Here is a 13,927-nt window from a genome sequence, read left to right on the forward strand (position 1 = left end):
GTTAGGAGTTAGGAGTTAAGAGTTAAAAGAATTTTTATAAGTAGCTAGGCGTAAATAAATTAAAGTTTGTAGTAAGGACTAAAGTCCTGATAATCCTTTTTTTGAGCAATGAATCGCTCACTACGAGCTAGGGTTTTATTTTATGTTAATTATGCCTACCTACTTAATTCAAAACTCCTAACTACCAACTCCTAACTCCTAACTCTTGTATTTTTCAAGTTCCTCCACCAAAAACTTCGACATTAGCAAATACACAGACAGGTGAACCGTGTCCTACCCAAATGGCCTGATTTGGTTCTCCTTTACCACAATAAGCAGTACCATACATCTGCCAGTTTGTAGCATCTCCGACTTTAATTAAACTATGCCAAAACTCTGGTGTTGTGGCGCGGTAGTTGGGATTACGGAGAGTTTTAGTAAGTTTACCGTTTTCAATTAATTTAGCGTACTCGCAACCAAATTGGAATTTGTAGCGGCGATCGTCAATTGACCAAGAACGGTTAGATTCCATGTAAACGCCGTGTTCTATCCCGCCAATAATGTCTTCAAAAGTGCCGTTTAAAGGCTCTAAATTCAAGTTACCCATGCGATCGATCGCTGGCCGATTCCATGAGGAAGCACGGGCACAGGCAACTCCTGCTACACCTGCTCTGGCTTGACTCTCTAGACTGCCTAAACCCCTTTGCAGTACACCTTCTTTAACCAAATATTCCTTTGTTGCTACAGCACCGGTATCATCAAAGCCATAACTGGCAAATTCACCAGGCACAGTAGGATCAAAGGTAATATTCATCAACGGCGAACCATATACTAGGTTGCCAAAATCGCTTTTATTAACGAAACTGCCGCCAGCATAGTTACGCTCATCTCCCAAAATTCGGTCAATTTCTAGGGGATGCCCGACACTTTCATGGATTTGCAGCATCATTTGATCTGGAGCTAAAACTAAATTGGTACGGGTGGTTGGGCATTCTTCTGCTGTCAATAGTTCTATTGCTTGTTCGCCTATTTGCCGCACCCGATGCCATAAATCTTCTTGTTTTAATAGTTCGAGTCCGCCTTGGTAACAGTTTGCTTGCGAGCCGTTGTTGCTGCGCTGCTGTACAACTGCTCCATCTTGGGCAGTGGCTCCGTAATTAGTGCCTATAGATAGTATTTTTTGATATACTTCTGAGCCGTTGCTGCTAACAAACCAAGATTCTCTCTCGATTGTGCTGGCACTAGCTATGGTTTGCACAATTTTGTCGTCAACTTTGAGCGTTTGGCAAATACGAACCAGCAAATCGTTGATTTCCCCTGGACTCAGAGAATCGAATGGCTCAAGAAATGGAGATTTATATTCACCAACAACTTTAGGGCGCTCACTTTCACGGAAGGGATGTATCCACCATTCACTGGCTGCTAGTGCCTGGTTATAGGCTGTTTGAGCAGCAGTTTGAAGGGAAGATAGTTCTAGAGAGTTAGTAGCTGCATAACCCAGACAGCCATTTACTAAAACTTCCAGCATGGCTCCCACTGTGAAGGATTTGCCGTTTAGTTGGGGTAAGGCGTCACGGACTGAACGGGTAGTAGAAGTCTCCTTTACGGCTCTAATACCAATCCAATCAGCGGGTATATCGAAACTAGCGATCGCTTTTTTGAGTTCAGACCACATAATTTTGGGGAATAAAGAATGGGGAATGGGGAATGGGGAATGGAGAATGGGGAATTTTCGCCCTACTACCCACTCCCTACTCCTTAATTCCGATGCCAGCGCGTGCCATCACGACTATCAATTAGCGTAATACCTTCTGCTTGAAGTTCGTCACGAATGCGATCGCTTTCGGCAAAATTCTTGCCTTTACGTGCTTCTTGCCTTTGCTGAATTTTCGCCTCAATTTCCGCATCGCTTAAACCATTACTTGTTTGAGTTTCGGCTTCTATCTCGGCTTCTAAACCCAAGACTCCAGCTAATGTGACGAGAGTTTGCCATTGCCGATGTAACTCCTCTGCTGACGTTTCGGTTTTCCCTTCATGCACAATAATATTTCCCTCACGGCGCAGTTCTTTGGCTAATTCAAACAGCACTGTTAACCCACCAGGAAAATTAAAGTCGTTATTTACGGTTTCTTGAAAGCGTTCAACAGTTTCAGCGAGTAGTGAAGCAGTTCCCACTCCCCAGCCTAGTTTTTTGCCGTATTGATAGCCAAACAATAACCCTTCTTTAATGGTGTGCCAGCCATTGGTTGCTGCGGCGATCGCTTCATCAGTAAAATCAATTGGTGTGCGATATTGAGCAGTCAGTACGAACAACCGCACTGCCATCGGGTCAACTCCTCGATCCAGTAAGTCTCGAATAGTGGTAAAATTACCCAAAGATTTGGACATTTTTTCACCATCTACCTTCACCATGCCGTTATGTAACCAGTAACGCGCTAGGGGTTTTCCTGTCACAGCCTCAGATTGGGCAATTTCGTTTTCGTGATGGGGAAAAATTAAGTCAGCACCACCAGCATGAATATCGATGGTATCACCCAAGCGATCGCGCACCATTGCCGAGCATTCTATATGCCACCCCGGACGACCTGCGCCCCAAGGTGATTCCCAAGCGGGTTCTCCCGGTTTTGCTGCCTTCCACAAAGCAAAATCAAAGGGGTCTTTCTTTTTCTGATACTCTGGATCTTCGATGTTGACGCGATCGCTTTTACCCGCTTGCATATCTTCTAATTTGCGTCCCGATAGCTTGCCATACTCAGAAAAGTTTCGTACTGCATAATACACATCACCGTCAGAGGGGTAAGCAAAACCTTTATTTTCCAACTCATGAATTAACCGCTGAATGCCATTCATCGTGTGGGTAGCGCGGGGATATTCATCAGCTTCTTTGATTCCCAGCCGCGCCATATCCTCAAAATATGCTTTGATAAAGCGATCGGCTACGGCTTCCATCGATGAATGTTCAAGACAAGCTCGATTGAGAATCTTGTCATCAATATCAGTAAAATTTTGGATATATCGGACTTCATAGCCGATAAACTGGAGATATCGGCGGATTACATCCCAAACAATGCAAGCTCTCGCATGACCCAAATGGCAGTAGTCGTATACCGTCACCCCGCAGTAATACATCTTAACCTTGCCTGGTTCGACTGTTTCAAACGGTTCTTGACGACGGGTGAGGGTATTGTAAAGTGTTAGGGTCATAACAGAGTAATGCTGAAATAAGAAGATACGTAATAATAGGGTAAAGCAGCTGGGATGACAGTCCAGCATCCCTATGCTAGTACGTCACGGCGGAAATCAACATACTATTGGACAAAATCTCGAAAGCTTAGAAATCAAGGGTTTTTGACTTTTGACACTTCGACTTCGCTCAGTGTTAACTTTTGACTTCCGCCTTGCGATGCTAGTGTTTTCTGGACTATCTGCGCTACATTACTATTTTTTGATTATTTGATAACAGCGCTATGCAATCAGCAGTTACATCCGAATCTTCGGCAATGGATACGCCCAAACAAGGAATGCCAGTAACAATTATTACGGGTTTCCTCGGTAGTGGCAAGACGACTTTACTCAATCATATCCTCAACAACCAACAGGGTTTGAAAACCGCTGTTCTCGTGAATGAATTTGGCGAAATTGGCATCGACAACGAGCTAATTGTTTCCACTGGTGAGAACATGGTGGAGCTAAATAATGGTTGTATCTGCTGCACTATTAATAATGATTTAGTAGATGCAGTTTACAAAGTTTTAGAACGCCAAGAAAATCTAGATTATCTAGTAGTGGAAACAACCGGATTGGCAGATCCGCTACCAGTAGCTTTAACATTTCTGGGCACAGAATTGCGGGATTTAACCCGCTTGGATTCGATTATTACTGTGGTAGATGCGGCCAATTACAGCCTAGATTTATTTAACTCGGAAGCAGCATACAGCCAGATTGCTTATGGTGATGTAATTGTGCTGAACAAGGCTGATTTGGTTGATGAAGCCACTTTGAACGAGTTAGAAAGAAAAATTAACGAAGTCAAGGAAGGAGCAAGAATTATTCGCGCTACGCGATCGCAAGTCCCACTTCCTTTAATTTTGAGTGTTGGTCTGTTTGAGTCGGATAAATATTTTGACACAGTGGTTGATGAACACGACCATCACGATCATGAACATCACGATCATGATGATGATCATGACCACTCAACATGCGGTCACGACCATCACGATCATGACCACGATCACCACGATCATCACCACCATTCTGACCATTTAGAAAATGATGGTTTTACTTCCATCTCTTTCCAAAGTGACAAGCCTTTTTCTATTAGGAAGTTTCAGTATTTCTTAGATAACCAGCTACCCTCAAACATCTTTCGAGCCAAGGGGATTATGTGGTTTGATGAAAGTCCGAAGCGTCATATTTTCCACCTTTGTGGCAAACGCTTCACCTTGGATGATGATGAATGGCAAGGTCAATTGAAAAACCAACTAGTGCTGATTGGTCAAAATTTGGATCGTGAGGCTTTAATTAGTCAACTCGAAAAATGCATTTGTCTACCTTCAACCTCTCGCGGTAAAGGGTTTGGCAAATAAAAGTTAGGAGTTAGGAGTTAAGAGTTTAATACTCGTTCCCAGGTTCCACCTGGGAATGCATTCTCAATGGCGGAGCCATCAATTTTGAGCAATGGAAAATGGTTGTTTTTAGTTTTTATATATTGCTCTAAAATCAAAACGTTGATAAATGTTCTGATTAAAATGCGCGTTGTTATCCAGCGAGTCAAATCATCTCAAGTTACAGTTAATGATGAAATTATCAGCAAAATTGGGCGGGGGCTAAATCTGCTCGTAGGTATAGCCAATACAGATACTGATGCTGAAATCGACTGGATGGTGCGTAAATGCTTAGAATTGCGGCTGTTTCCTGACCAAGAAGGAAACGATCGCTGGCAAAAATCTATACAAGAAATTGGCGGCGATTTGTTAGTAGTCAGTCAGTTTACACTTTATGGTGACTGTCGCAAAGGTCGCCGTCCTTCTTTTGACCGTTCAGCGGCTCCCCAATCTGCAGAAGATTTGTATAATCGTTTTGTTATAAAGTTAAGAGCTAGCGGGTTGCAAGTGGAAACAGGTAAATTTGGTGCAATGATGCAAGTTATCATCGAAAACGATGGCCCCGTAACTTTGTTACTGGAAAAAGAAGCGATTTAAGTATATACACTAAAAACTGAATCACAGTAGCCTCTAGACCGTGGTGTTCTAATTGATGAGAGAATATTAAATTAACCATCACCAAAGTTTAAATTCATTCATCATGGCGAAAATCCAGTTTTCTAGAGGTCTTGACGAAGAGGTAACTCCAGATGTGCGCTTAACGCGATCGCGCACTGGGGATAGTGGTACAGCGACCTTTATTTTTACGAATCCGAAAATTTTAGATCAAGGTACTACCGAAGATATTACCGGAATGTACTTGATTGACGAAGAAGGCGAGATAATTACCCGTGAAGTTAAAGCTAAATTTATTAACGGGAAACCGGAAGAATTAGAAGCACTTTATGTAATGAAATCTGCCCAAGAATGGGAGCGCTTTATGCGCTTCATGGAGCGGTATGCTGAAGAAAACGATCTGGGACTGAGCAAAAATGAGGCATAGGGCATAGGGCATAGGGCATCGGGCATAGGGCATCGGGCATCGGTAACTGTCAATGCGCCATTTACCATGCCCAATTATCCATTATTAAAAGTTCATGAGTGACATATAATGCCACAACCCCATCCAGACTCGCCTGGAGTTTTAGTAACTTGTGCTGTAGTTACTGTCAGCGATACGCGCACTTTGGAAACAGACAAAAGTGGCCAGCTAATTCAGCAGTTACTCCTTGGCGCTAACCATGCTGTAGGAGCTTACACGATTATCAAAGATGAACCAATAGAAATTCAAGGGCAGATAGAAAATCTAGGTAAAAACGCAAATTTGGATGCTGTAATTTTCAATGGTGGTACAGGTATTGCACCACGAGATACCACCTACGATGCCATTGAGAAGTTACTGGAGAAAACCTTGCCGGGATTTGGTGAGTTATTTCGTTTTTTAAGTTATCAAGAAATTGGTTCGCGGGCGATCGCTTCTCGCGCTGTTGCTGGTGTTTATCAAAATAAATTAATCTTCTCGCTTCCTGGTTCTAGTAATGCTGTGCGACTGGCAATGGAAAAACTCATTTTGCCCGAACTCACTCACTTGGTAAGTCAGGTTTCTAAGAGGTGAAATGAGCAGCAGTTCACATAGTTACCAGATAATTTTTGTAAAACTAAGGCATGAGGCACTGAAATCATCCTTTCTATCGTTACATATTAAGGCTACCTAGAATTATAGTCAAACGGATGAAATATTAATATCGGGTCAGTAATGGAACCTATTTACTGGAACTGCATAATTGCTCACAGCATCACTGCATTTTCATACTTTGGTATACCCATAGTAATAGGGATTTTCTTTGCCAAAACTAAGGCAACTATCCCTTCTAAGTTTTGGCTAGCCTTTTTCTTATCAGGTGGATTTGTACTATTTTGCGGATTTCATCACTTTTTGGCGATTTTTGAGCCATATATGGCAGTGTCCCTGCTGCATTTAGCTGTACTTGATGTAATGGCGTTTATTTCCTTATCTGCCTTACTCTACCTAACGCCAACCTCTTATCAAATTGTAAAAGCGATCGCCAAATCTCAAGAAGATACCCGCGAACTGCAACGTAGCCAGCAGATACAACAGCTATTTCTAGATCAGGGCCCCTTTGCAGCATATATCAAAGATGAGCAATCTAGAGTGCTTTACTACAATCAGGAGCTACAGTCTAGATTTTCGGTAGATCCACAAGAATGGCTGGGAAAAACGGATAGTGAATTCTTGCCAGATCCAGAAGAGGCGCAGCGGGTAATGGAAAACGATCGAGTTGTTTTGAAGACTCTACGCCCCTTGAAGCTGATTGAAGAGGTAAAAATACCTGGTGATAATCAGCCGTGCTACTGGCTATCATTTAAGTTTCCGTTTAGCGATTACGCAACGGGTGCTTACCGCATCGGTGGGATCAGTATCGATATTACAGAATCCATAGAAGCACAGCGATCGCTCAGTGACCTAAATCGGCAGCTAGAAGAAAAAACACTAGAATTAGAGGCAAAAAAACGAGAACTTATATATCTCTCAGATATGACGGATATGCTTTATTCCTGCGAGTCTAAAGATGAAGTATATCAAGTAGTCGCTTTAACTTGTTCTAAGCTATTTCCTAATATGAGTGGTTGTGTCTGTATAATTTCTAATTCCAAGAATTATGTTCAGATTAATAGTATTTGGGGAGGTGAAAGAAGCAGTAAAGAAATATTTTCACTATCTGATTGTTGGGCATTGCGAAGAGGAAAATTAAACATTTTCTCGCCTGAGAATTCAGGACTAATGTGCGGTCACTTAATACAGCCAGTTAGCGGTACACATTTGTGTGTTCCACTGTTTGGACAAGGCGAAGTAGTTGGAATTTTACACATATATGCACTTGAAGAAATCAGTCCAGAAGATCAACAAACTACTGAAATTATTGCTAGAACATTAGGCATTGCACTGAATAATTTATCGATAAAACAACGTCTAACCCATGATAGCCTGCGGGATGGGATGACCCAATTATTCAATCAAAGCTATATGCAAAGCATAACGGAACAAAGGCTAGCAGAAGCTGAACGATCGGGACAACCTCTTAGTATTATTTTTCTTGATATCGATAACTTCAAGTCTTACAACTCGCGTTATGGACATGTGACTGCCAACATTGTTCTCCAGGGATTAGCAAAGTTACTTTTAAAATCTATTCGCTCCTTTGACATTGCTTGCAGATGGGGTGGTGAAGAATTTGTGATTGTGATGCCTAATATGACGTTGGAAACGCTCAGGAAGCGAGTAGAACAATTAAGGCTAGATGTTGAACAAATGCAATTGAGAGACGGCGATCAGATCCTCCAAAGCATCACCGCTTCTTTTGGAATAGCTGTATCAGAACCAGGAATTACAGTTAAGGATTTTCTAAATCGAGCTAATCAAGCGATGCTTGAAGCAAAGAGAACAGGGAAGAATCGAGTTAGGGAATATGTAAATACCTATAATTGAAGAAGAATAAAGAATTCAGAACACCGCAAGCGGTCAAACAATTTTAGATTTTAGATTGACCAAAAACGAAAAGGATACAGAGCAACTAAATTTATTTATAGAGAAGCAAAAAAATGTATAAAGAGTGGCACAGTGAACCAGCGCTGTAGGCGGGTTTCCCGCCGTAGGCGACTGGTGAACCCGAAGGGCGCAAGAAATACGAAGTCCGTTTATAGAGCAACTAAATTTATTTATGGGGATCATTAATTTGAATTTTGAATTTTGAATTCGGAGCGTTCGCCCTTGGCGTCTCGAAGAGAAGCGACGTGACTCCATACCTTTCCTTTGTGCTTCAGTTGGCATAGAAATCAGAAACTTATAAATTTATCCTATAAAAAAACAACTCCCTGAAGATGTGGGAGTTGTTTTTTATATTCAAGCAGTTTTTAAAACATTCAGAATGGAGCGATGCCTGCGGCGGGCTGCGCCTACGCTAAACAGATGGTAGCCAAAATAGCAGCGATTATATAAAACACTCCAACCACTTGCAATTCTGACCAGCCAGTAAGTTCCAAATGATGGTGTAAGGGTGCCATTTTGAAGAGACGTTTACCTTTGCCATCGGGGCCCTTCGTGGCTTTGTAATAACTTACCTGTGCCATCACCGAAAGGGTTTCTACGAAGAAGATACCACTGAGAATAAACAGGACTACTAAGGTGTTTGTCAATAGTGCTACAGCAGCTAAAGCTCCTCCCAGCGCAAGGGAACCAGTATCTCCCATAAAAACGCGGGCTGGGTTGCGATTATGGGCTAAGAAACCTAAGCACCCGCCACTTAAAGCAGCACAGAAAACCATCAATCCTGGTGCTGTTGGGGCGACTAAAGCACCTAATGCCAAAAGTGCGATCGCAACTGTTCCTGCTGCCAAGCCATCAATACCATCTGTTAAATTAGTCGCATTACTTTCTGCAACTAGTACAAAACCCGCTAAAGGCCAAAATAGGAATCCTAATGGTAGTGTGAAGCTCACCCAAGGCAAAGCAATATTTGTAATATTAGAAGGTTGATTAAACATCAGCCATAGACAAAACACAGCCGCAAAACTCACCTGCAAAGCTAGTTTTGTGCGGGGAGATATACCTTTATTTGATTTCCGGCGCAGAATTTGCCAATCGTCGAGCCAGCCAATCAATCCATAGCTGATTGTCAAAGCCGAAACTGCAAGCACCTCTTTAGAAAAGTTAGACAATATACAGGCAAGCAGCACAGATACAGGTATAAAAAATATACCGCCCATTGTGGGAGTGCCTGCCTTTCTGAGATGAGCTTGAGGCCCATCTTCGCGAATTATTTGTCCAGTTTTAAGTGCTTGAAGTAAAGGTATTACCCAATAGCCCACCACACCTGAACCCAACGCACACAACAGTAGTGGCAGAGTTAGCGACATACTTTGCCACGGTAGCCGATTGGCCATCGAATCCAAGAAAAATGCTGTTGTACCTAGCCCTACGGCTAATAAAGAGGCTAGAGCGATTCCAGAAATGTTTAATCCTTGCTCAGGAGATAATTTAGCGTCCACAGAAGTTTCCCTTCACTCCACACTTATAAAATTGAATACTAGTAACTAGGGATACTACCAAGTCCCTAGCCTGAAAAGGCTAATCTTCAGCGATTCCTATATCGTCATCATCATCATCGAGGTCGTAGCCAATTCCATCATCTACACCCATTAGCGAGTCTATTCCTTCTTCGTCAGCTTGAAAATCCGGTTCGTGAACGTCACGCGCGATGATGCGGCCGTTGTTTTGTAACCAGTCCAACAAAGAGGACTCTGGCTTTAGGGGGATGACATCGGCTCGTTGATTACGAGCTGCTTCACGTAATGGAGAGTTCAACATATCGAGTCAGGGCAAGAAAAGGTTTACGTAAGTTGACATTTAGAGTCTATCACTTGACACGGATTAATTTAGTTATCTTTTCAACCCTTTAGTTGATAAATCCGCATTCAGATAGAATTTTTTTTATTTAATAAGCATAAGGCTTAGTTCAAGCGATTCTTAGTAATTTTTATGGCTCTACATATATGTCATTAATATCTTGTTTATGCTGATGGAAAGTGAGTGATTTTTGAGGTGACAGGCGATGATGGGAAAAGCGGCTCTTATCGATGCGATCGCTGGTACAAATCGCGGTCTACTGGCGACCGAAGAACAGAAACAGGCTATCTTAGCAGCGATCGCGAATTTAGAAGACTTTAATCCTACACCCCGTCCCGTGGAAGCTAGTAATTTGCTAGATGGCAATTGGCGATTACTATACACCACTAGCAAGGCTCTTTTAAACTTAGATCGTTTACCTTTATGTAAACTGGGTCAAATCTATCAGTATATCCGGGTAGAGACTACCAGTGTTTACAACATAGCTGAGATTTTTGGCTTACCTTATTTAGAAGGATTAGTCAGCGTTGCTGCTAAATTTGAGCCAGTTTCAGGTCGGCGTGTCCAAGTGAAATTTGAGCGTTCTATTATCGGCTTACAACGTTTAATAGAATACAATTCTCCGGTAACTTTTATCCAACAAATTGAAGAAGGTAGAAAATTTCCCGGAATTGATCTTGCCATCAAGAGTGACAAACAGCAAGGCTGGTTAGATATCACTTATATAGATAACGACCTACGGATCGGCAGAGGTAATGAGGGAAGTGTGTTTGTCTTAACTAAAACATAAGCTTCTACAAAATAACTGTTTGCGAACGAAGGTACGCTATAACGTGTGCCTTGTCAAGTAGGGTCTAATACAGTTTTAAATTTGGGTTGGGGAGATAAGGGAGAAAGAATAACTAATATTCAATGCTCACCCCATTTCTCATTCCCCAGTTCCTAGTCCCCGATCCTCACTCCCCAATTCAGACAAATAACTTAACAAAGACTCTTGCTGCGACCTTGAGGTTGTAGAGTGAAATCAATTAGCCCTCTAGATTGGCGATTGATAACTAAAAGGGAAAATAATCATGGTTCAACGTGGTTCTAAAGTACGTATTCTCCGCCCTGAATCCTACTGGTTTCAGGATCTAGGAACTGTGGCTTCCATCGACCAAAGCGGCATCAAATACCCTGTAATTGTCCGCTTTGAAAAGGTCAATTACGCTGGTATCAATACCAACAACTTTGCCCAGGATGAATTAGTCGAGGTTGAAGCACCAAAGGCTAAAGCACCGAAAAAATAGCAGCAAAGCTACAAGGGGGTTGTTTGATGCGATGATGAAGGGTAGTCTTAAGTCTGAAGTATGAAGTCTGAAAATTTCAGTTCATTCATTCTTTGTCCTAGCCTACCCTAATCTATGAGAGCCGCCCTGCGGGTATTTACGGTTTCTTTTGGGTAGTAATACGAGCCATCTACGGCTATGTAAGTTACTACCCCATCTCTTCTTCCTCGATCCCTCAAATAAATCACAATTGCCTGCTTAACTCAGCTTGAATGCCCGAACTGCCTGAAGTTGAAACAGTCCGAAGGGGTCTAAATCAATTGACCCTCAACCAAGAAATCACGGGTGGAGATGTGTTGCTCGATCGCACCATCGCCTACCCGTTTTCTGTTGGTGAGTTTGTTAATGGAATTGAAAAAAATGCGATCGCTACTTGGCATCGTCGCGGCAAATATCTCCTTGCTGAACTCTCCTCGTCTTCCGGCTGGCTAGGAGTTCATCTGCGAATGACCGGTCAACTCCTATGGCTGCATCGAGATGAACCATTACATAAGCACACGCGGGTTAGATTATTCTTTGGGGAACACCAAGAATTACGCTTTGTTGACCAGCGAACCTTCGGTAAAATATGGTGGATTCCGCCTGGTGTTGCTGTAGAAAGTATTATGACTGGTTTGGCAAAACTGGCAGCAGATCCATTTTCACCAGAATTCACTGTTGAATATCTAGCAAACAAACTCCAAAACCGCCGCCGTCCAATTAAGACTGCGCTACTGGATCAATCGGTGGTGGCGGGATTAGGTAACATCTATGCTGATGAAGCATTATTTAAGAGTGGGATTTTACCTGAAACCTTGTGTATAGATTTGCAGCTAAAGCAAATTGAACTTTTGCGAACAGCCATAATTCAAGTGTTAGAAACCAGTATTGAGGCTGGTGGGACGACATTTAGTAATTTCTTAAATGTTAAAGGTACTAACGGCAATTATGGTGGTGTAGCCTGGGTTTATAACCGCGCTGGAGAACCCTGTCGAGTTTGTGGTACAGCAATTCAACGGATTAGGTTAGCTGGGCGATCTAGTCATTTTTGCTCCCAGTGTCAAACGTTACGGGGAGTTAAAAGTTAGGAGTTTTTACTTCTAACTCGAAACTCTTTTAAAATGCAGGTGAAAGGCGTTAGAAATTTGAGAGAGGAATTCATGGCAGTCAAAAAAGGTGATATGGTTCGCGCTGTACGCGAGAAACTAGAAAACAGTCTGGAGGCTAAAGCCAGTGATCCTCGCTTTCCTTCTTATTTGTTTGAAACCAAGGGCGAAATTGTAGATGTCAAAGGTGATTACGCCCTGATTAAGTTTGGGAAAGTACCAACACCAAATGTTTGGTTACGTGTGGATCAACTTGAAGAGTTTAAATAAGTAAAAAGAATTCAGAAGTCATAATTCAGGAGTCAGAATTCAGAATTCAGCATTTATTCTGACTCCTGAATTCTTGTTGATAAAAATCGCATCTTAATTTATGTCTTCTTCCCCTAGCTTCCTAATTGTCTGTAATTTACCTCGTGTCACCATCGTGGGTGCGTGTAGGGTTGGCAGTACTTTAGCTCAACGGGTTGCAGAGAAAAACCTGGCAGATGTAGTTTTACTAGATATTATTACGGGATATGCCTCAAGGTTTGGCGCTGGATTTGATGGAAGCCAGGGGAATTGAAATACATAATCGCCAGATTATTGGCACAAATAATTATGCTGATACATCTGGTTCTCAAATTGTGGTGATTACTGCCGGACTTCCCCGAAAACCAGGGATGAGTCGGGATGATTTGCTGAAAACCAATGCCAAAATTGTGGTGGAAGCTGCAAAAAATGCGTAGGCGTAGCCCGTCGTAGACATCGCTCATTCTCCTAATGCTATTTTTATTGTCGTCACCAACCCGTTAGATGTGATGACTTATTTAGGCTTGGCAAGCAACTGGTTTACCACGCGTAGACCAAAGGGGCTTGTCGCTAGACATCGCATTATGGGTATGGCTGGTGTCTTAGATTCCGCCCGTTTTGAAACCTTCATTGCCCTAGAATTGGGCGTTTTAGCTGCTGATGTCAAAGCAATGGTATTGGGTAGCCACGGCGATTTAATGGTTCCCTTGATCTCGTTATGCTACCGTTAACGGCATTCCCATTACTGAATTGCTGGATGCAGCCACAATTGAACGCTTGGTAAAAAGAACTCGCAACGGTGGCGCCGAAATTGTGGAATTGATGCAGACAGGTGGTGCTTTTTTTGCTCCAGCATCGGCTACTAGTGTGATGGTAGAATCAATTATTATTAAATCAGTCGCGGTTGTTGCCTGTGGCGGCGTATCTGCAAGGTGAATACGGTTTAGATGATGTTGTAATTGGTGTTCCCTGCCGATTGGGATGCGGTGGAATTGAGAATATTTTGGAATTGACGCTGACTGATGAAGAAAGAGAGGGTTTGCATACTTCGGCTCGATCTGTGCGTCAAAATATTGAGCGATCGCAGGAAATAATTCGTAATTTTTAATTTGTATAAATAGTAGTCAAAATAAAAAGCAGTAGGTTCAAATCCCACTGCCTTATTTGTTATTCCAAAAT

13 protein-coding genes and 1 pseudogene are annotated in these 13,927 nt (G+C 42.3%); 10 read left to right on the forward strand and 4 right to left on the reverse strand.

The features are described from left to right. Positions 1 to 214 precede the first annotated feature (214 nt). Together HWQ42_RS10495 and cysS are read right to left on the reverse strand one after the other, a co-directional pair. Positions 215 to 1,654, reverse strand: a complete 1,440-nt coding sequence (locus HWQ42_RS10495; RefSeq protein ID WP_292811668.1) for a TldD/PmbA family protein — start codon at positions 1,652 to 1,654, stop codon at positions 215 to 217. A gap of 83 nt (positions 1,655 to 1,737) precedes the next feature. Next, entirely contained in the window at positions 1,738 to 3,183 is a 1,446-nt protein-coding gene (gene cysS / locus HWQ42_RS10500) for a cysteine--tRNA ligase (protein WP_292811670.1), read from the reverse strand. A gap of 263 nt (positions 3,184 to 3,446) precedes the next feature. Between cysS and HWQ42_RS10505 the strand changes: the two genes are divergently transcribed. The 5 genes from HWQ42_RS10505 to HWQ42_RS10525 all read left to right on the forward strand — a co-directional run bounded on the left by HWQ42_RS10505 (position 3,447) and on the right by HWQ42_RS10525 (position 8,130). Then, positions 3,447 to 4,565, forward strand: a complete 1,119-nt coding sequence (locus tag HWQ42_RS10505) for a GTP-binding protein (protein WP_292811672.1) — start codon at positions 3,447 to 3,449, stop codon at positions 4,563 to 4,565. Between the two features lie 162 nt (positions 4,566 to 4,727). Continuing rightward, positions 4,728 to 5,180 (forward strand): D-aminoacyl-tRNA deacylase, encoded by a 453-nt coding sequence (gene dtd / locus HWQ42_RS10510; protein ID WP_292741302.1) that lies wholly within the window; start codon positions 4,728 to 4,730, stop codon positions 5,178 to 5,180. Between the two features lie 103 nt (positions 5,181 to 5,283). Continuing rightward, positions 5,284 to 5,625 (forward strand): photosystem II reaction center protein Psb28, encoded by a 342-nt coding sequence (psb28, locus tag HWQ42_RS10515; protein WP_194042354.1) that lies wholly within the window; start codon positions 5,284 to 5,286, stop codon positions 5,623 to 5,625. A 105-nt stretch (positions 5,626 to 5,730) separates the two neighbouring features. Further along, complete coding sequence (locus HWQ42_RS10520) at positions 5,731 to 6,237, forward strand: MogA/MoaB family molybdenum cofactor biosynthesis protein (RefSeq protein ID WP_292811732.1); 507 nt, start codon at positions 5,731 to 5,733, stop codon at positions 6,235 to 6,237. A 141-nt stretch (positions 6,238 to 6,378) separates the two neighbouring features. Continuing rightward, positions 6,379 to 8,130: a diguanylate cyclase gene (locus HWQ42_RS10525; protein ID WP_292811675.1), complete on the forward strand. Its 1,752-nt coding sequence runs from the start codon at positions 6,379 to 6,381 to the stop codon at positions 8,128 to 8,130. 467 nt (positions 8,131 to 8,597) lie between these two features. Here HWQ42_RS10525 and mraY read toward each other — a convergent pair whose 3' ends face one another. Then, positions 8,598 to 9,689, reverse strand: coding sequence for a phospho-N-acetylmuramoyl-pentapeptide-transferase (gene mraY / locus HWQ42_RS10530; protein WP_292811677.1), 1,092 nt, complete (start codon positions 9,687 to 9,689; stop codon positions 8,598 to 8,600). A gap of 79 nt (positions 9,690 to 9,768) precedes the next feature. Then, a complete protein-coding gene (locus HWQ42_RS10535; protein WP_292741310.1) occupies positions 9,769 to 10,008 on the reverse strand; it encodes a DUF3134 domain-containing protein in 240 nt (79 codons plus the stop codon). Positions 10,009 to 10,252: 244 nt separating this feature from the next. On the opposite strand from HWQ42_RS10535, the gene HWQ42_RS10540 reads away from it, so the two are divergent. The 5 genes and pseudogenes from HWQ42_RS10540 to mdh all read left to right on the forward strand — a co-directional run bounded on the left by HWQ42_RS10540 (position 10,253) and on the right by mdh (position 13,856). Beyond that, a complete protein-coding gene (locus HWQ42_RS10540) occupies positions 10,253 to 10,837 on the forward strand; it encodes a PAP/fibrillin family protein (protein ID WP_292811679.1) in 585 nt (194 codons plus the stop codon). A 283-nt stretch (positions 10,838 to 11,120) separates the two neighbouring features. Continuing rightward, positions 11,121 to 11,336: a photosystem I reaction center subunit IV gene (locus HWQ42_RS10545; protein WP_109011287.1), complete on the forward strand. Its 216-nt coding sequence runs from the start codon at positions 11,121 to 11,123 to the stop codon at positions 11,334 to 11,336. A gap of 251 nt (positions 11,337 to 11,587) precedes the next feature. After that, positions 11,588 to 12,442: a DNA-formamidopyrimidine glycosylase gene (locus HWQ42_RS10550; protein WP_292811681.1), complete on the forward strand. Its 855-nt coding sequence runs from the start codon at positions 11,588 to 11,590 to the stop codon at positions 12,440 to 12,442. Positions 12,443 to 12,514: 72 nt separating this feature from the next. Next, entirely contained in the window at positions 12,515 to 12,730 is a 216-nt protein-coding gene (locus HWQ42_RS10555; protein ID WP_292811684.1) for an NAD(P)H-quinone oxidoreductase subunit O, read from the forward strand. A gap of 100 nt (positions 12,731 to 12,830) precedes the next feature. Continuing rightward, a pseudogene (gene mdh, locus HWQ42_RS10560) lies at positions 12,831 to 13,856 on the forward strand (malate dehydrogenase). Positions 13,857 to 13,927 lie beyond the last annotated feature (71 nt).

The sequence above is a fragment of the Nostoc sp. JL23 genome (assembly GCF_017115065.1).
Taxonomy (GTDB): domain Bacteria; phylum Cyanobacteriota; class Cyanobacteriia; order Cyanobacteriales; family Nostocaceae; genus Nostoc; species Nostoc punctiforme_A.

Coding starts and splice junctions, on each gene's coding strand:
- HWQ42_RS10495 (WP_292811668.1), bottom strand. CDS start 1,654: ATGTGGTCTGAACTCAAAAAAGCGATCGCTAGTTTCGATATACCCGCT.
- cysS (WP_292811670.1), bottom strand. CDS start 3,183: ATGACCCTAACACTTTACAATACCCTCACCCGTCGTCAAGAACCGTTT.
- HWQ42_RS10505 (WP_292811672.1), top strand. CDS start 3,447: ATGCAATCAGCAGTTACATCCGAATCTTCGGCAATGGATACGCCCAAA.
- dtd (WP_292741302.1), top strand. CDS start 4,728: ATGCGCGTTGTTATCCAGCGAGTCAAATCATCTCAAGTTACAGTTAAT.
- psb28 (WP_194042354.1), top strand. CDS start 5,284: ATGGCGAAAATCCAGTTTTCTAGAGGTCTTGACGAAGAGGTAACTCCA.
- HWQ42_RS10525 (WP_292811675.1), top strand. CDS start 6,379: ATGGAACCTATTTACTGGAACTGCATAATTGCTCACAGCATCACTGCA.
- HWQ42_RS10535 (WP_292741310.1), bottom strand. CDS start 10,008: ATGTTGAACTCTCCATTACGTGAAGCAGCTCGTAATCAACGAGCCGAT.
- HWQ42_RS10540 (WP_292811679.1), top strand. CDS start 10,253: ATGATGGGAAAAGCGGCTCTTATCGATGCGATCGCTGGTACAAATCGC.
- HWQ42_RS10545 (WP_109011287.1), top strand. CDS start 11,121: ATGGTTCAACGTGGTTCTAAAGTACGTATTCTCCGCCCTGAATCCTAC.
- HWQ42_RS10550 (WP_292811681.1), top strand. CDS start 11,588: ATGCCCGAACTGCCTGAAGTTGAAACAGTCCGAAGGGGTCTAAATCAA.
- HWQ42_RS10555 (WP_292811684.1), top strand. CDS start 12,515: ATGGCAGTCAAAAAAGGTGATATGGTTCGCGCTGTACGCGAGAAACTA.